Annotated in this window: 17 protein-coding genes; 6 read left to right on the top strand and 11 right to left on the bottom strand. The window is 72.6% G+C overall.

What is annotated here, in order from left to right; translation table 11 throughout:
* Positions 1 to 5: 5 nt before the first annotated feature.
* The 3 genes from ACFUJR_RS02605 to ACFUJR_RS02595 form a co-directional block, all read right to left on the bottom strand.
* Entirely contained in the window at positions 6 to 551 is a 546-nt protein-coding gene (locus ACFUJR_RS02605; RefSeq protein ID WP_383168025.1) for an AAA family ATPase, read from the bottom strand.
* A 66-nt stretch (positions 552 to 617) separates the two neighbouring features.
* Positions 618 to 1616 carry a zinc-binding dehydrogenase gene (locus tag ACFUJR_RS02600; RefSeq protein WP_383168023.1) on the bottom strand — a complete coding sequence of 333 codons (999 nt, stop codon included), beginning with the start codon at positions 1614 to 1616 and terminating at the stop codon, positions 618 to 620.
* A gap of 52 nt (positions 1617 to 1668) precedes the next feature.
* Positions 1669 to 2862, bottom strand: a complete 1194-nt coding sequence (locus ACFUJR_RS02595) for an NAD(P)-binding protein (RefSeq protein WP_383168020.1) — start codon at positions 2860 to 2862, stop codon at positions 1669 to 1671.
* Between the two features lie 97 nt (positions 2863 to 2959).
* Here ACFUJR_RS02595 and ACFUJR_RS02590 point away from each other — a divergent pair, with 97 nt between their 5' ends.
* Positions 2960 to 3637: a pentapeptide repeat-containing protein gene (locus ACFUJR_RS02590; protein WP_383168018.1), complete on the top strand. Its 678-nt coding sequence runs from the start codon at positions 2960 to 2962 to the stop codon at positions 3635 to 3637.
* Between the two features lie 9 nt (positions 3638 to 3646).
* Here ACFUJR_RS02590 and ACFUJR_RS02585 read toward each other — a convergent pair whose 3' ends face one another.
* The 4 genes from ACFUJR_RS02585 to ACFUJR_RS02570 all read right to left on the bottom strand — a co-directional run bounded on the left by ACFUJR_RS02585 (position 3647) and on the right by ACFUJR_RS02570 (position 7528).
* The gene (locus tag ACFUJR_RS02585) at positions 3647 to 4147 is read right to left on the bottom strand and encodes a hypothetical protein (protein ID WP_383168015.1); all 501 of its coding nucleotides are present in this window, start codon (positions 4145 to 4147) and stop codon (positions 3647 to 3649) included.
* 246 nt (positions 4148 to 4393) lie between these two features.
* Complete coding sequence (locus ACFUJR_RS02580; protein WP_383168012.1) at positions 4394 to 5605, bottom strand: FAD-dependent monooxygenase; 1212 nt, start codon at positions 5603 to 5605, stop codon at positions 4394 to 4396.
* A 68-nt stretch (positions 5606 to 5673) separates the two neighbouring features.
* Positions 5674 to 6300: a response regulator gene (locus ACFUJR_RS02575; protein WP_383168009.1), complete on the bottom strand. Its 627-nt coding sequence runs from the start codon at positions 6298 to 6300 to the stop codon at positions 5674 to 5676.
* Between the two features lie 97 nt (positions 6301 to 6397).
* The gene (locus ACFUJR_RS02570) at positions 6398 to 7528 is read right to left on the bottom strand and encodes a sensor histidine kinase (RefSeq protein WP_383168096.1); all 1131 of its coding nucleotides are present in this window, start codon (positions 7526 to 7528) and stop codon (positions 6398 to 6400) included.
* A gap of 294 nt (positions 7529 to 7822) precedes the next feature.
* Here ACFUJR_RS02570 and ACFUJR_RS02565 point away from each other — a divergent pair, with 294 nt between their 5' ends.
* Both ACFUJR_RS02565 and ACFUJR_RS02560 read left to right on the top strand, forming a co-directional pair.
* Positions 7823 to 8365: a heme-binding protein gene (locus ACFUJR_RS02565; RefSeq protein WP_383168006.1), complete on the top strand. Its 543-nt coding sequence runs from the start codon at positions 7823 to 7825 to the stop codon at positions 8363 to 8365.
* 144 nt (positions 8366 to 8509) lie between these two features.
* Positions 8510 to 9916: a M1 family metallopeptidase gene (locus ACFUJR_RS02560; RefSeq protein WP_383168003.1), complete on the top strand. Its 1407-nt coding sequence runs from the start codon at positions 8510 to 8512 to the stop codon at positions 9914 to 9916.
* 210 nt (positions 9917 to 10126) lie between these two features.
* Here the strand turns inward: ACFUJR_RS02560 and ACFUJR_RS02555 are convergent, their stop codons facing one another.
* From ACFUJR_RS02555 to ACFUJR_RS02545, 3 genes are all read right to left on the bottom strand, one after another.
* Positions 10127 to 11311, bottom strand: coding sequence for an RNA polymerase sigma factor (locus ACFUJR_RS02555; RefSeq protein ID WP_383168093.1), 1185 nt, complete (start codon positions 11309 to 11311; stop codon positions 10127 to 10129).
* An 8-nt stretch (positions 11312 to 11319) separates the two neighbouring features.
* Positions 11320 to 11727: a YciI family protein gene (locus tag ACFUJR_RS02550; RefSeq protein ID WP_383168000.1), complete on the bottom strand. Its 408-nt coding sequence runs from the start codon at positions 11725 to 11727 to the stop codon at positions 11320 to 11322.
* A 277-nt stretch (positions 11728 to 12004) separates the two neighbouring features.
* Positions 12005 to 12580, bottom strand: a complete 576-nt coding sequence (locus ACFUJR_RS02545) for a TerD family protein (RefSeq protein WP_383167997.1) — start codon at positions 12578 to 12580, stop codon at positions 12005 to 12007.
* Between the two features lie 138 nt (positions 12581 to 12718).
* On the opposite strand from ACFUJR_RS02545, the gene arfB reads away from it, so the two are divergent.
* A complete protein-coding gene (gene arfB, locus ACFUJR_RS02540) occupies positions 12719 to 13156 on the top strand; it encodes an alternative ribosome rescue aminoacyl-tRNA hydrolase ArfB (protein ID WP_383167994.1) in 438 nt (145 codons plus the stop codon).
* Positions 13157 to 13169: 13 nt separating this feature from the next.
* On the opposite strand, the gene ACFUJR_RS02535 is transcribed toward arfB, so the two are convergent.
* Positions 13170 to 13646 carry a flavin reductase family protein gene (locus ACFUJR_RS02535; protein ID WP_383168090.1) on the bottom strand — a complete coding sequence of 159 codons (477 nt, stop codon included), beginning with the start codon at positions 13644 to 13646 and terminating at the stop codon, positions 13170 to 13172.
* 424 nt (positions 13647 to 14070) lie between these two features.
* Here ACFUJR_RS02535 and cdgB point away from each other — a divergent pair, with 424 nt between their 5' ends.
* A complete protein-coding gene (gene cdgB / locus ACFUJR_RS02530; protein ID WP_383167991.1) occupies positions 14071 to 15726 on the top strand; it encodes a diguanylate cyclase CdgB in 1656 nt (551 codons plus the stop codon).
* A gap of 107 nt (positions 15727 to 15833) precedes the next feature.
* Positions 15834 to 16808 carry a carbohydrate-binding protein gene (locus ACFUJR_RS02525; RefSeq protein ID WP_383167988.1) on the top strand — a complete coding sequence of 325 codons (975 nt, stop codon included), beginning with the start codon at positions 15834 to 15836 and terminating at the stop codon, positions 16806 to 16808.
* The last annotated feature ends 83 nt before the right edge of the window (positions 16809 to 16891 follow it).

Here is a 16891-nt window from a genome sequence, read left to right as displayed (position 1 = left end):
GGAACCTACCCGGAGACGTCCGCCAGCCATCCGGTGGCGCCGACGACCTCGCGCGCTATGTCGACCACGGCCCGTCCGTCGGTGGCCACTCGCACCGTGCCCGGGGGCGTCTGCTCCTCCAGAATCCGCGCCTTGCGGGCGCTGCCCTCCAACTCCTGCTTCAGCTCCGAGCCCAGTTCCCGAGCGGTCAGCCGCTCGCGGGCGGTGGCATCGGACGCGGTGAGCACCACCCGCACGATCCTGACGTTCGCACCCATGGCGCGCCGGAACATGCCCTCGTTCTCTGCCAGAACGCTCACCGTGTGTGTGTAGATCAACCGGCGGTATCCGAGCTCGGCATAGTTCGACCAGAGCGCCGTCAGATTGCGCTCGGCGATCCTTCTGCGGCGTGGGTCCCCCTCCGGAGCGGGGTGGGCCTGCCCCATGAAGTCACCTTCGATCACACAGTGAGCGACCGTCGCAGCGCGCAGACGTGCTGAGACCTCCCATCCCACCGTCGTCTTGCCGACGCCTGCGCGCCCTCCGATGAGCAGTACCTCTACGTGATCCATAACCGCACCCTGCCACCGGGCAGGCGGACCGCGCGACCAGATCTGCACGGATCAGGGGGACAGGCCCTACGGGATCAGGACCACCTTGCCGACCGTGCCCCGGGTCTCCAGGGCGCGGTGCGCCGCGGCGGCCTCGGCGAGAGGGAAGCGGTGGACGGCCGGGCGGAGGGTGCCCGCGGTGGCGGCGGCGAGGGAGGCGAGTTCGAGGGTGCGGACGTCGCCGCCGGCCTTCTGGATCATGACGGGGCCGAGGACGGACTCCGACGTGATGCCCCGGGCGGCGAGTTCCTCGTCGGTGAAGGTGAGCGGTTCGCCGTCGTGGAGGCCCGCGCCGGACCAGCCGAAGACGATGTGCCGGCCGCCCTTGCCGAGGAGGTCGACGGCCGCCAGGCCGGTGGCGCCGCCGACGGAGTCGAAGACGACCGTGGCGGTCCTGGTGCCGAGGAACGCCCGGACCTGGTCCGGCCAGTCGGGGAGCTTGTAGTCGACCGCGAGGTCCGCGCCGTTCTCCGCCACGAGGGCCACCTTCTCCGGGCCGCCCGCGAGGCCGACGACCGTGGCGCCGGCGTTCTTCGCGTACTGGACGAGGAGGGTGCCGATGCCGCCGGCCGCGGCCGGGACGACGGCGATGGAGTCCGGGCCGAGTTCGGTGAACTGGAGGATGCCGAGCGTGGTGCGGCCGGTGCCGATCATCGCGACGGCCTCCGCCTCGCCGAGGTGGTCCGCCAGGGCGTGCAGCCGGCCGGCGTCCACGACGGCGCGTTCCGCGTAGCCGCCCGGGGCCACGCCCAGGTGGGCGACGACGCGCCTGCCCAGCCAGGAAGGGTCCGTGCCCTCGCCGAGCACGTCCACGGTGCCGGCGACCTCGCGGCCGGGGATCGTGGGCAGCTCGGCGGGGGCGGGGAAGGGGCCTGTCGCGCCGAGGCGCAGGGCCGTGTCGAGGAGGTGGACGCCGGCCGCGGTGACCGCGATCCGTACCTGTCCGGGGCCGGGGGCCGGGTCCTCGACCTCTTCGTACGTGAGGTTCTCCGCCGGGCCGAAGGCGTGGAGACGGATCGCGTGCATGAGGACTCCCCGAAGAGTGGGCGGTACGTCGTGACGGCCCCAGCCTCCAACCTCAAGCGGACTTGAGGTCAAGGATCCGGGTCCTGAGCGCCAGCGACACCGCCTCCACCGCGCTCGTGAACGACACCTCCGACAGCACGCCCGGCGCCGCGACCTCGTCGCCGGCCAGGTACACGCCGTCGCCGCGGTCGATCGCGGGCCGGTCGCGCCAGGTCGTACCGGGCCGGTCGACCGCTCCCGTACGGCCGCTGGAGACCGCCTCGCGGCGCCAGACCGTACGCTCCCCCCAGCCCGGGAACCCCAGGTCGAGCAGGCGCTCGGCGTGCGCGACGCCGTCGGCCTTGGACTCGCCCGGGGCGATGGGGAGCTGGGCCTGGATCAGCTCCTCGCCGGCCGGGGCGAGGGAGGGGTCCTGCGCGGTGAAGCGCTCGATCCAGCCGGGCGCGTCCAGGTCGGAGACGATGAACGGGTCGCCCTTGCGGCGGCGCAGCGCCAGGTCGAACAGGACAGTGCGGCCGCTCTCCCCGCCGAGGTCCGGCTCACCGAGGAGCCGGGCGGCGGCGGCGAGGGAGGTCGCGACGACGACCGGGCCGTCGGCGAGCGGCAGCGCGTCGAGCCGGGACGAGGTCTCGATCCGTACGCCCGCCTCCCGGGCGTACGCGGCCATCCGCTCGACGAGCCGCCCCCAGCCTCCCCGGATGTACCGGGCCTCGGGCGGCAGCGCGGCGGCCCGGTGCAGCCGCTCCTGGACGAAGCGGGCCGAGAGCGCGCCGGGGTCGTGGTGGAAGAGGGCGACCCCGCTGTACGCGGCGGCCTGACGGGCCGCCTCCGGTCCGGCGATCCGGGTGGCCCAGGTGAGGAAGTCGGTGTCGACGGGGGCCCGGTCGGCGGTGCGGAGCGTGTGGCGCAGGAAGCCGAGCGGCGGGGTGCGGCGCAGCGCGCCGCCGAGGTGGAAGCGGAAGCGGGCGGCTTCGAGGGGCGGGATCTGCGCGAGGGGGCCGATGAGGCCGCGCTGCGCGAGCCAGGTCCAGTGGGGGCCCTTGCGGTAGAGCGCGTGCGGGCCTTCGTTCGTGCGGTACGGCCCGTCGGCGGTGCGGGCGCGGCCGCCGAGTGTGTGGTGGGCCTCGTGCAGGGTGACCGCGGCTCCCGACTCGGCGGCGGTGATGGCCGCGGTGAGTCCGGCGAATCCGCCGCCGACGACGGTGATGTGGTTCCGGGCGGTCCTGGTCGTGTCGCTTCGCTGCATCGCTCGCTCCCTCGTGTCGCTGGTACGAGGGGGACGGGCGAGGGGGTCCCGGATGTGACATCGGGGCGTTGTCAGTGGCGTGGGTCACGATGGAGGCATGGTGACGGGCAGGTCGAGCGGCAGGAAGAAGATCGCGGCGGCGCGGCGGGCGGAGGTCCGGCTGCCGCCGCTGGAGGCGTACGAAGGAGGGCTGGAGCCGGACGGGGACTACGACGGGGTCGCGTTCGAGGGGCGGGACCTGTCCGGGCAGAGCGCGTCCGGGGCGCGCTTCCTGGAGTGCGCGGTGCGGGAGTGCGCGCTGGACGAGACGCGGCTGAGGAGGGCGCGCCTGCTGGATTCCGTACTGAACGGGGTGCGCGGGGTCGGTACGGATCTGGCGGAGGCGTCGCTGCGGGACGTGGAGATCGTGGACGCGCGGCTCGGGGGGACGCAGCTGCACGGGGCGGTGCTGGAGAGGGTGCTCGTGAGACGAGGGAAGATCGACTTCCCGAATCTGCGGACGGCGAGGCTGAAGGACGTCGTCTTCGAGGAGTGCGTGCTCGACGAGCCCGACTTCGGGGGCGCGGTGCTCGAACGGGTCGAGTTCCGGGGGTGCGTGCTGAAGGGGGCGGACTTCGGCGGGGCCCGGATGAAGGACGTCGACCTGCGGACGGTGGAGCGTCTGGAGATCGCGCGGGGGGTCGACGCCCTGTCGGGAGCGGTGATCAGTACGGCGCAGCTGCTGGACCTGGCACCGGTGTTCGCCGCGCAGTTGGGGGTGCGGGTGGAGGACTGAGGGCGCGCCTTACGGGACTCGGGGGAATCGGGCCTGGAGGTCCCAGATCACGGGGTTGTCGCCGAGGCCCTCGTGCATGTCGGTGAGGTCGGCGACCAGGTCGTGCAGGAAGTCGCGGGCCTCGCGGCGCAGTTCGGTGTGGTTGAAGGTGAGCGGCGGCTCGTCGCCCGGCATCCAGTCGGCCTCCACGTCCACCCAGCCGAAGCGGCGCTCGAAGAGCATGCGGTCCGTGGACTCGGTGAAGTCGAGCTCGGCGTACTGGGGCTGCGAGGACCGGCTGCCGCGGGGGTCGCGGTCCAGCTGCTCGACGATGTCGCAGAGGGCCCACGCGAAGTCGAGCACCGGCACCCATCCCCAGGCTGTGGACACCTCGCGGTCGGCCTTGGGGTCGGCGAGGTAGACGTCCCCGCAGAACAGGTCGTGGCGCAGGGCGTGGACGTCCGCGCGGCGGTAGTCGGTCTGCGGGGGGTCGGGGAAGCGACGGGAGAGGGAGTAGCCGATGTCGAGCACGGAGACGATGGTCCCACGCGCGGCGGCAGGGCCCTTACCGCGTCGGTGGGGTGTGCCGGGGCGGTGGGGTGCGTGGCGTGGGTGGGGTGTGCCGGGGCGGTGGGCCGTGCGGGGCCGTGGCAGGGCGGTGGGGTGCGGCGCGCGTGGGGGGCCGTGCCGGGGCGGTGGGCTGTGTCGCGTGAGCGCCGGGGTTGTGGGCCCGGCGGCGTGGGTGGGCTCTGTCGCCGGGTGGGCGCGGCGGCCCGCTCAGCTCCGCGACCTGGCGTGCAGGGCCCGGGCGAGCCTCGGGCCCAGCCGGCGCTTCAGGTTGCGCAGGGGCTGCAGGCCGTCGACCGCGCGGTCGAGGCGGTAGTAGAGCTGCGGCGGGACGTGCGGCAGCAGGGGGGAGTGACGCTGGCCGAGGAGCGCGAACATCTGCGCCGGAGGGAGGCGCATGTAGCGGGGCAGGTTCTCGTACCACAGGGCGCTGTAGCGGGCCGCGCTCTGCGCCGAGAGGAGTTCGGCGCGCCTCCGGGCTCCGTACCGCGCGAGCGCCCCGTCCAGGTCCCCGCCGGCGTGCAGGGCGTCCGCGAGCGCGAGCGCGTCCTCCAGGGCCAGCGTGGTGCCGGCGCCGATCGAGTAGTGCGTGGTGTGGGCGGCGTCGCCGAGGAGGACCAGGTTGCCGCGGTGCCAGACGCGGGTGGTGAGCGTGCGGAAGTTGAGCCACTGCGCCGCGCCCTCGTCCTGTCCGCGGCCGATCAGAGGCTGTCCGTCGAGGAGGTCGTGGAAGAGCTTCTCCAGCAGGTTCAGGCTGTCGGCCTCGCTCCTTGCGCCGAGCCCCAGCCCCTTCCAGGTCTCCGGTGCGCACTCCACGACGCAGGTGGACTGCTCGCCGCTGAACCCGTAGGCGTAACACCAGATCCAGCCGTGCTCCGTCTCCTTGAAGGCGAAGCTGAAGGAGTCGAAGACCTTCGTCGTGCCGAGCCAGACGTACGGGTTGCGGCCGATGGCGACCTCGGCGCCGAAGTGACCCGCGTACGCCTCGCGCAGGGCGCTGTTGACCCCGTCGGCCGCGACGACGAGGTGGGCGTCCGCCAGCTCGGGGGCGTCGGGACCGGTGATCCCGTGCTCGAACTCGATCCGTACGCCCAGCGCCTCCGCCCGCTCGGCGAGGAGTGTGAGCATCCGGCGGCGGCCGATGCCGAAGCCCTCGTCGCCCCGGTGGACGGTCCGCTCGTCGCGGACGATGGCGACACCGTCGGTCCAGCGGACGGAGGCCTCGTCGACGGCGCGCGCCGACTCCGGGTCGCCCGCCCGCAGCTTGTCCAGGAGTCCGGACCAGTAGGTCACGCCCCAGCCGTACGTGGAGCCCGCCGGGTTCCGCTCGTAGACGGTGATCTCGTGGGAGGGGTCCTGCCGCTTCATCAGGATCGAGAAGTACAGGCCGGCGGGCCCACCGCCGACGCAGGCGATCTTCACACGCGCTCCCACAACGAGACGAGACGAACTGACACTCTGCGATAGCAAGGCAACGCAGAGTAGCAGCGTCAGGAGAGCAGGCGCTGTTCCTTCGCCACGGCGACGGCACCCGCACGGGTGTCCACGCCGAGCTTCGCGTAGATCCGTCCGAGGTGGGTCTTCACGGTCGCCTCGCTGATGAAGAGCGCGCGGGCGATCTCGCGGTTGCCGAGGCCCTGTGCGAGCTGGCCGAGGATGTCCCGCTCGCGGTCGGTCAGGGTGGGCCCGGCGGCGCCGCGCATCCGGTCCATGACGCGGCTGGCGACCGGCGGGGAGAGGGTCGTGCGGCCCTGGGCGGCGGAGTGGATCGCGGCGAACAGCTCCTCGGGACGCTCGGCCTTCAGGAGGTAGCCGGTCGCGCCGGCCTCGATGGCCCGGGTGATGTCGGCGTCCGTGTCGTACGTCGTGAGGACCAGGACGTGCCCGCCTGTGGCCGACCCGGCGATCCGGCGGGTCGCCTCGACGCCGTCGATGCCGGGGCCGAGCTGGAGGTCCATCAGGACGACGTCCGGGCGCAGCTTGGCGGCCATCGCGACGGCCTCCTCGCCGCTGCCCGCCTCGCCGACGACCTCGATGTCGTCGGCGCTGCCGAGCAGGGCGAGCAGCCCGGCGCGGACGACGGCGTGGTCGTCGCAGAGCAGGATCCGTACGGTCACGGCCGGTCTCCATGTTCGTGGGTCTTCATCGGCGGGTCTCCGGGCCCGTGGGTCTGTTCGTGGGTCTTCGTCGGCCGGTCTCCGGGTTCGTGGGTCTTCATCGGCCGGTCTCCGGGTTCGTGGGGAGGGGGATCGCGGCTGAGAGGACCGTGCCCTCGCCCGGGGTGGACTCCACCGTCAGCGTGCCGCCGAGCTGGCGCACCCGCGCCCGCATCGCGGGCAGGCCGTGGCCGCGCACACCCGCGCCGTCGCGCGTCGCGGAGGGCTCGAAGCCGCGCCCGTCGTCGGCGATGTCGAGGACGACCTGGTCGTCGAGGTACGTCAGGGTCAGCGCGGCGGAGGTGGCGCCCGCGTGCTCGCGGACGTTGGCGAGGGCGCCCTGCGCGATGCGCAGCAGCGCCGACTGGGCGCGCTCGGGCAGGGGGACCGGTGCCCCGTCGACCCGGAACGCGGCCGACTCCCGCCCGGCCAGCATCCGCAGCGCCTCCTCCAGGCCGCCGCCCTCGGCGAGGTCGGCCGGGGCCAGGTCGTGGACGAAGCGGCGGGCCTCGGCGAGGTTGCGTTCGGCGATGGACTCGGCGGTACGGACGTGGCGGCGGGCGGTCGACGCATCGCTGTCCCAGGTCCGCTCGGCCGCCTGGAGCAGCATCTGCTGGCTGGACAGGCCCTGCGCCAGGGTGTCGTGGATCTCCATCGACAGCCGCTGGCGTTCGGCGAGGGTGCCCTCGCGGCGCTCGATCGCGGCCAGCTCGCGGCGGGTCCGGATCAGGTCGTCGATCAACGCCCGCTGCCGGTCCGCCTGCCGCTGCGCGTGGACGAAGACGGCGGTGGCGATGGCGGCGACGGCCGGCGGGGCGACGACGAGGTTGGGGTCGAAACCGTCGTCCGAGAGCTGGACCTGCGCGGTCACGACGAAGACGGTGAGGAGGGTGACGAGGACGAGGGCGGCCCGCGGTGGCAGGGTCCGCATGCCGGTGTAGAAGAGCGGCACCGCGCACCAGGCGAAGCTCGGCGCGAGGACCACCAGCAGCATCCAGACGGCGACGACCGTGACCAGCCAGGCGATCCGGCGCGGGGTGGGGCGGGTGCCGAGGACGGGACCGAGGAGGTACAGGGCGGCGAGCGCGCCGGAGAGGGCGACGATCCACGGGCTGCGGTCCTCCCAGGGGTGCCGCAGCAGGAAGCGGGCCAGGGACGCGCCGAGGAGGAGGAAGAAGGCGAGGTGCATGACGCGCGCGAGCCAGCGCGAGTCCGGGTCCTCGTCCGGGTCCTGCGCCGTCACACGTACTCCTCTGACCGGGGGAGAAACCTTCTGACCTGGGGATACGTATCCATGGTGGCCCAGGAGGACCAGAGGGGCATCAACCGATCGGCTGACACCCCCGTCGACCATCATGCGCGACGGCGGCATCCGGTCCGTGGACCGTACGGGCCCGGATCCGGCCGGAGGATCGATGGCGGAGCGAACGAACGAACCGCCTCGAACCGATCCGACCACCGCCACAGCCGCAAGGAGCCCGTCATGAAGAAGAAGATCGTCTTCGGTGCCGCCACCGTCGCCATCGCCGCCGCCGGTACGCTCGGCGCCGTCTCCGCGAACGCCTCCGCCCCGGCCGCCGCGCCCGCCGTCGCCGCCAAGGCCGACGCGTCGAACAAGAACCTCCAGCAGACCACGCACCTGACGATCGAGGCCGCCACCGAGGCCGCGCAGGCCACCCTGGACGCCGCCGAGGACGAGAACCAGCGCGTCACGGTCGCCGTCGTGGACCGCAACGGCAACACCATCGTGACGCTGCGCGGCGACGGCGCCGGCCCGCAGTCGTACGAGTCGGCCGAGCGCAAGGCGTTCACGGCGGTCTCCTGGAACGCCCCGACCTCGGAGCTGGCCAAGCGCCTCGCCCAGGCCCCGAACCTGAAGGACATTCCCGGCACCCTGTTCCTCGGCGGCGGCGTCCCGGTGACCGTCAAGGGCGCGCCGATCGCCGGCATCGGTGTCGCCGGTGCCCCGAGCGGCGACCTCGACGAGAAGTTCGCGCAGGCGGGCGTCGCGGCGCTCTCGAAGTAGCCGCAGGGCCGCGTGAACGCGCCCGCACGAGACCGGTGCCGCCCGTACCCCCGTCGGGCGGCACCGGGCGGTACCCCCGTCGGGGCACCGGAGCCGTATCCCTGTCGGGCGGCACCGGAGCCGTACCCTGCCTAAGATCGACTGGTGGACCTTCGGAGCAGAGCCGGCCTGGCAGGAGCCCTCGCCGCGCTGCTCGTCCTCGGCGGCTGCACCGCAGCCGCGGACGGCGGCGTCGACGTCGGCGGGGTGCGTGGCACGCCCGGTTCGGCCGGGCTGCGCGACCCGTACTTTCCCAAGCTCGGCAACGGCGGATACGACGTCACCCACTACGCGCTCGACCTCCGCTACGAGCCCCGGGACGGACGGCTCGACGCCACGGCCATGATCACGGCCCGCGCCACGCAGGACCTCAGCGCCTTCAACCTCGACCTCGCCGGTCTCTCCGTCACCTCGGCCTCCGTGGACGACGTCCCGGCCGCGGTCAACCGGGCCGGGAACGAGCTGACGCTCCGGCCCCGCGGCGACATCGACAAGGGCGACGTGTTCCGCGCGAAGGTCACGTACGCCGGCGTGCCCCGGACGATCACGGACGCGGACGGCTCGCAGGAGGGGTGGCTGCGGACCGCGGACGGGGCGCTCGCGCTCGGTCAGCCGGCCGGCTCCATGGCCTGGTTCCCCGGCAACCACCACCCCTCCGACAAGGCGACGTACGACATCACACTCACCGTCCCGGCCGGGACGCAGGCGATCTCCAACGGCGTACGGACCTCGGAGCGGACCGCGAACGGCCGGACGACGTCCGTCTGGCGCGTCGCCGAGCCGATGGCCAGCTATCTCGCGACCGTGGGCGTGGGCCGGTACGTGACGAAGGCCTCGGCGACCCCGTCCGGGCTGCCCGTGCTGACGGCCGCGGACCCGACCGTCGCCGCGAAGAGCGCGCCGCTGCTGGCCCGTATCCCCGAGCTCGTCGCCTGGCAGGAGGAGACCTTCGGCCCGTACCCCTTCTCCGCCACGGGCGCGATCGTCGAGCGGACCGGGGACGCGGGCTACGCGCTGGAGACCCAGACCCGCCCGGTATTCCCGCAGAACGCGTTCACACCGGAGATCCTCGCCCACGAGCTGGCGCACCAGTGGTACGGCAACTCGGTCACGCCCGCGACCTGGCAGGACATCTGGCTGAGCGAGGGCTTCGCGGTGTACGCGGAGTGGCTGTACGCGGAGGAGTTCGAGGACACCCCGGCGCAGCGCAGCTTCGAGTCGGCGTTCGCCGTGGACGCCAACTGGGCCTTCCCGCCGGCCGAGCCGCCCGAGGCGGAGAACCTCTTCGACCCGCCCGTGTACCAGCGGGGAGCGATGGTGGTGCACAAGATCCGGCAGGCGGTCGGCGACGAGACCTTCTTCGAGATCCTCGCGGGTTGGCCCGCGACCCACCGTCATGGCACCGCCTCCACCGCCGACTTCACCGCCTATGTGGAGGACGTGGCGGGTGAGGATCTCGATGAGGTGTGGGACGTGTGGTTGTACGGGAAGGGCCGGCCGACCACGCCCTGACGGCGCCCTCGCCCGTTGTTGTCCCTCGCCCGCTGCCGCCCTCGCCCCCTGTGGCCCCTCGTCGGCGCGGCCCCCCTCAGCGCGGCCCTCGTCAGCATTGCCCCTCGTCGGCGCGGCCCCGTCTGGCGCTGCCCCCCGTCGCGCGGCCCCGTCAGCGCGGCCCCCCTCAGCGCGGCCTCTCCTCGGCGTGGCGTCGTCAGTGCGGCCTCGTCAGTGCGGCCTCGCGGTGTTCAGGCGGGCGGCCTGGCGCGTCAGGTAGTCGCGTTCGGCGAGGTCGGGGGCCTTTCGGGCCGCGTCGGCGTACAGTCGCGCCGCCGTCTCCACGTCCCCGTCCCGCTCGTGCAGGTAGGCGGCGACAGCGGCGTGGCGCGGCAGGGAGTCGTCCAGCGCGGCGAGCGCCGCCAGCCCGGCGCGTGGTCCGTCGGCCTCGCCGACCGCCACCGCGCGGTTGAGCCGGACCACCGGACTGTCGGTCAGCCGCGCGAGTTCGTCGTACCACTCGACGATCTGCACCCAGTCCGTCTCCGCGGCAGTCGGCGCGTCCGCATGGAGCGCCGCGATGGCGGCCTGGGCCTGGAACTCGCCGAGCCGGTCGCGGGCGAGGGCGGCCTGGAGGATCCGGACGCCCTCGGCGATCGCCCCGGTGTCCCATCGGCCGCGGTCCTGCTCGGCGAGCGGGACGAGGCTGCCGTCGGGTGAGGTCCGGGAGGCACGCCGGGCGTGGTGGAGGAGCATCAGAGCGAGCAGTCCCGCTACTTCGGGGTGGTCGATCACGGCCGCGAGCTGCCGGGTGAGCCGGATGGCCTCGGCGGCGAGGTCGATGTCTCCCGAGTAGCCCTCGTTGAAGACCAGATAGAGGACGCGCAGCACGGTGGCGACGTCGCCGGGCTGGTCGAATCGCACCCCGGAGACCGTGCGCTTGGCCCGGCTGATCCGTTGCGCCATCGTCGCCTCGGGCACCAGGTAGGCGTGGGCGATCTGGCGGGTGGTCAGCCCGCCGACGGCGCGGAGGGTGAGCGCGACCGCGGACGAGGGCGTCAGCGACGGGTGGGCGCACAGGAAGTAGAGCTGGAGCGTGTCGTCCACCGCGGGCGCCGGGCCGGGCGGCGGTTCCTCGTCGACGCGGTCCTCACGGCGGCGGCGGGCGGCGTCGGCCCGGGTCGCGTCGAGGAACTTGCGCCAGGCCGTCGTGACCAGCCAGCCCTTCGGGTCGCGAATGGTGTCTCCCCTGCTCGAGCGAGGCCGAGAGCTCGGGGAATGGTCGGCCGGCCAGACGCGGACGGCCTCGACCAGGGCGTCCTGCACGGCGTCCTCGGCCGCCGCGAAGTCGGCTCCGCGGCGGACGAGGATGGCGAGGACGCTCGGCGTGAGGCTCCTGAGCTGTGCCTCGTCCATCGGTGAGGTCACTCCGTGATGGTGGGCGGCGCGGCGAGGAACGGGCGCAGCTCCAGCCACTCGTGGATCGGCGTCCCACCGGCCCCGGGCGCGGCCGACAGCTCTCCGGCCAGTTCGACGGCACGGTCGTAGCTGTCGACGTCGATCACCATCCAGCCGGCGATCAGGTCCTTCGTCTCTGCGAAGGGGCCGTCGGTGACCGGCGGGCGCCCCTCACCGTCGTACCGGACCCACGTCCCCTCGGGTGCGAGCGCCTCCTCGCCGACGTACTCGCCGGACTTCTCCAGCCGGTCCGCGAAGTCCCGCATGTACTGCACGTGGGCCGAGATCTCCTCGGGTGTCCACCGGTCCATGGGGACGAAGTCCGCCGGAACCGGGGCGCCGCGGTAGTGCTTGAGCAGCAGGTACTTGGCCATGGTGGTTCTCCTCGGTGCTGATGCGACCCATTGTGGTCGCGTTCACCTCGGGGACGGAGCCGGTTCCGCGTTCTCGACATCGCCGCCGGATTCTTTCGGACCGAATTTCCTGCGCGGGACGACGGGGCGCCGGGCGTGGGCCTCGGCCGGGGGGAGCGGTTCGACGATCACGCGGGCAAGGGGAGAGCCCCGGCGCGGTCGTCGCGCCGGGGCTCTGCCGGTGGTCGGTGACGTCGGATGCGTACGTATCCGAACCCGTCCTACCGCCGTACGTACGTCAGAGGTTGACGCCGAAGTCGCGGGCGATGCCCTCCAGGCCCGAGGCGTAACCCTGACCGACCGCGCGGAACTTCCACTCCTGGCCGTTGCGGTACAGCTCGCCGAAGACCATCGCGGTCTCGACGGCGGCGTCCTCGGAGAGGTCGTAGCGGGCGATCTCGGTGCCGCCGGCCTGGTTGATGATGCGGATGTACGCGTTCCGGACCTGGCCGAAGTTCTGCGAGCGGTTGACCGCGTCGTAGATGGAGACCGGGAAGACGATCTTGTCCACGTTCGGGGGCAGCGCGGCGAGGTTCACGTTGATCTGCTCGTCGTCGCCGCCGCCCTCGCCGGTGCGGTTGTCACCGGTGTGCACGATGGTCTGGTCCGGCGTGGACTTGTTGTTGAAGAAGACGAAGTGCGCGTCGGAGGCGACCTTGCCGACGGCGTCGACGCCGATGGCCGAGGCGTCGAGGTCGAAGTCCGTGCCGGTGGTCGTGCGGACGTCCCAGCCGAGGCCCACGGTGACGGCGGTCAGGCCCGGAGCCTCCTTGGTCAGGGAGACATTGCCGCCCTTGGACAGGCTTACAGCCATGGGATGTGCCTTTCTTCGTGACCTTCGTGATGTCGTCACACGGGATAACGCGGACGGTGCCCCGCCGGTTCCACGGTCCAGGACCGGTGTCGCCGCGGTGCGAAAACAGGATGACGTGCGGGAGCCGGTCCGGGGAACATGGATGACATGTCCGGTCCCTATCTGATCCGCGGCTCCGTCTCGCTGCCCGAGGCCGAGCTCATGTGGCGTTTCTCGCGGTCGTCGGGGCCGGGCGGGCAGCACGTCAACACCAGTGACTCGCAGGTGGAGCTCCGATTCGACCTGGCGTCGACGGAGGCGCTGCCCGAGGTCTGGAAGGCGCGCGCCCTCGAACGGCTGGCCTCGCGGCTGGTCGGCGGGGTGGTGACCGTCCGCGCGTCGGAGCACCGCTCGCAGTGGCGCAACCGCGAGACGGCGGCGGTGCGTCTCGCCGCGCTCCTCGCGGAGGCGACCGCCCCACCGCCGAAGCCGCGCCGGGCGACGAAGATCCCACGGGGGATCAACGAGCGCCGGCTGAGGGTGAAGAAGCAGCGCTCGGAGACGAAGCGGGGCCGCCAGGGACGCGACTGGGCCTGACGACCGGGCCCGCTCAGGCCAGGTGCCGGTACCTGCCCCGGAAGTACGTCAGCGGGGCGTCCTGCGTCGCGCTCGGTACCGACGACGTCAGGACGCGGGCCACCACCAGGGTGTGGTCGCCCGCCACCACGCGGTTCTCCGTGCGGCATTCGAGGGTCGCCAGCGCGCCGGTCACCAGGAGCGCCCGGCTCTCCTCGCCCCGGGTGCACGGGATGTCCGCGAAGAGGAGGCGGTCGCTCACGCGGCCCTTCATCGCGAAGCGGCCCGCGATGTGGCGCTGGTTCTCGGCGAGTACCGAGACCGCCCAGACCGGGACCTCCGCCAGCAGGTCGTCCATGCGGGAGCCGTTGCGCAGGCTCACCATGACCAGCGGCGGGTCCAGGGAGACCGACAGGAACGCGGTCGCGGTCATCCCGACGTCCTCGCCGCGCGGACCGTCGTCCGGGTCGTGGGCCGTCACCAGGACCACGCCCGCCGCGAGGCGGGACATCGCCGCCCGGAACTCGTCGTTGCTCACCCCCTCAGCATGGGGGATCGCCAGATCCGAGGTGGGGGGCGGGGAGAGGTTCGTCGTCAGCACATCCGCACGCTAGCTCCGCCCCGCGGGCCGTGACATCGGGCCCCGGGACCAGACCGGGCACCCCCGCCGGTCCTAGGACTCGTCCCGGAACGGTGACACGTGACGCCCCTGTCGGTCGCACACCGTTCACTTTGCGTTCAGGAAGAAGGGGGGTTGGTTTCCGGCATCCCCGGGCGCACTTCATCGCGGCTTGTGACTTGAGTCACAGAGTGCAGTATTTGTTGACCCTGTGTACCGGGTGCACAGCTCGCTGTGATTCAGTGGCGGAGACAGTGCAGTACGAGAGCCGATCTGAACCCTGGAGTTGCTGTCGAGGTCTCGGGGAGAGCGAGCGATGGAGACCGAGTCGGAGCCGTACGTCCGTCTTGCGACCCTGCGGCAGCTGCATCAGGTCGTGGCCGACCTCAATACAGCCCGCAGTCTGGCGGACACCCTGCAGACCGTCGCCGACGGCATCGTCGCGGGCCTCAACTATGAGCTGGCCTGCGTCAACCTCGTACGCCCCGACGGAGATCTCGTCGTCGCCGCCTTCGCCGGCAGCTCCGCGGCCGAAGCGCTGATCACCGGCCGCGTCGGCTCCCGCGCGTCCTGGGAACGCCGCCTTTCCATGGGTGTCGCCTGGGGTGACCTGCGGTTCATACCGCACACCGAGGGCTGGATCCTCATCGAGGACGACGTCCCCCAGTGGCACACCGAAGGCCCCGCCCCGCGCTTCGAGGACGAGTGGCATCCGCACGACCGCCTCTACGCCCCCATGTACTCCCCCGGCGCACGCTCCGCCCACCCGGGGGGACCCCCGGGCTCCGGACGCGAGCTCCTCGGCGTCATCTCCGTCGACCGGCCCCGCAACGGCAGGCACCCCGGCCCCTGGGGCCAGGAAGCCCTGCAGATGTACGCCTCGCAGTCCGCGATTGCGATCAGCAACGCCCGGCTGCGAGCAAACATGCAGCGCGCCCTCGTCCGTCTGGAGCGTGAGCAGCAGGCACTGCGCGCCAGCGAAGAGTCGTTCCGCCAGGCCTTCGAGTACGCCCCCTCCGGCATGGCCATCGCCGAGATGGGCGGCGACCAGCACGGCCGCCTGCTGCGCACCAACGACGCCCTCTGCCGGCTCCTCGGCCGGCCCGCCTCCGTCATGCGCCGCTACTCCTTCGCCGACCTCGTCCACCCCGAGGACATAGGGACCCTGCTCCGCACCTCCGCCGAGGGCGGCCGCGCCGAGCTGCGGCTCGGCCGCCGCGACGGCACGTTCGTCTGGGTCTCCCTCCGGAACTCGGTCGTCGCCGACACCGCCGACGGACCCCGCTTCCTCCTCACCCACGTCGAGGACATCGAGGAGCGCAAGCGGCACGAGCTGCAGCTCGCCCACCGCGCCTCGCACGACGCGCTCACCGGCCTGCCCAACAGCGCCGAGCTGCGCTCCCGGCTCAGCGCCCGGCTCTGCGAGCGCCCGCACGCCACCCTCGAGACCGACTTCGACGCCCCGTACGGGCACGAGCACGGCTTCGGCTTCGACGCGGGGCCCGGCGTCGGCGGGCCGTACGACCACCACGTCCACTCCGTCGCGCCGACCGGCGGGGAGATCGACGACGGCACGAAGGGGCTCGCGGTGCTCTTCTGCGACCTCGACGGCTTCAAGTCGATCAACGACCGTTTCGGGCACCACACCGGCGACGCGGTCCTCATCGAGGTCGCCCGGCGGCTCACCACCTGCGTACGGGACGGCGACACGGTCGCCCGTCTCGGCGGTGACGAGTTCGTCGTCCTCGCCGACGGCCTCGGCGCCGCCGACGCCGCGGACCTCGCCGTACGGCTCCGTAACGCGATCATTCCGCCGATCCGGGTCGACGGCCGTGCGGTCCGGGTCGGGGCGAGTTTCGGCATCGGCTGGGCCGAGTGCGGCATGACCGTCGAAGAGGTCCTGAACTCCGCCGACCAGCGGATGTACATCGAGAAGCGGTCGCGCGCCAAGGTCCACAGGCGCGCCGGATAGCGCCCCACACCACTCCTCCTTGTCAAGGACCGGATCGCCGGCTTCCCCGTTCGGGGTAGGCTCGGCCGGTCGGCGACGGCTGGCGAGCATGGGATAGGAGTGACCGGATGGCTGCCGGTAACGACGGCGCGAACACGCCCGAGAACGACGATCCGTTCGGCTACCTGTACGCGGACGGCCAGGCGGCGGGCGCCCAGCCCCCGGGTCAGGGCGGTGGCTACGGCTACCCCGGACCGGCCGCGCAGCCGGGTGTCCCGCGAACCTCGTACAACCAGGTCAGAACGGTCGGCGAGCGGCAGTACGGCGGCCAGCAGCAGTACGGCCCGCCGCCCGGCCAGGTCCCGCAGCAGCCGGCGTACGGCCAGCCGCATCCGCAGTACGCGGCCCCCGAGACGTACCCGGGCAACCAGCAGACCCGGCAGTCGCAGATCCCGCACCAGCGCGGCGGTGGCGGCGGCCGAGGCCCCAACACGCGAGGCCTGCTGATCGGCGCGGTCGCGGTCGTCGCGGTCGTCGTGATAGGTATCACGGCCGCCATCATCACCAACAAGGGCGGCGAGGAGACCGACGGCGGTACCGCGGGCGGCAAGCCGACCGGTGGCGCCTCGGAGGTCACCCAGAGCCCGAGCGCCGAGCCCACCCCCGACGACTCCCCGGCGGCGCTGCCGCAGCAGGACGCGGCGACGCTCAAGCTCGGCGGCAGCGCGTCGCTCGCGAAGGACATCAAGGGCGCGGAGGGTGTGGACGGCGCTTATGTGAACTTCAACGGCGTCGGAGGCTCGGCCAGCTGGTCCGTCGACGTACCGGCCGCCGGTGAGTACACCTTGTTCGTCAAGTACAGCGTGCCGGGCCGAGACGCGAAGACTTCGCTGTCGGTCAACACCGAGAGCCCGCGCTCCCTGAACATGTCCAACTTCGCGAAGGCCGCGGACGGCGCCTGGGAGAAGGGTTGGACCTACACCTACGCGTACGTGAACCTTGCCAAGGGTTCGAACACGCTCAAGATTTCGTGCGAGCAAGGAGACGCCTGCGACGCGATCCTTGACCACGTGTCGCTGAAGGCCGGCCACGCCAAGCGCTAGGTGGTCCTGGTACATCACGCCGGCGTGAGGAAGTGGAGGGGTGGGGGGGGGGGGCGGGTGCCCCCCCCCCCCTCTTTTTTCGG

It is taken from the genome of Streptomyces sp. NPDC057271 (genome assembly GCF_042668715.1).
Lineage (GTDB): Bacteria > Actinomycetota > Actinomycetes > Streptomycetales > Streptomycetaceae > Streptomyces.
The sequence above is the reverse complement of the archived record's forward strand: the minus strand, read 5'-3'. Positions and strand labels throughout refer to the sequence as shown.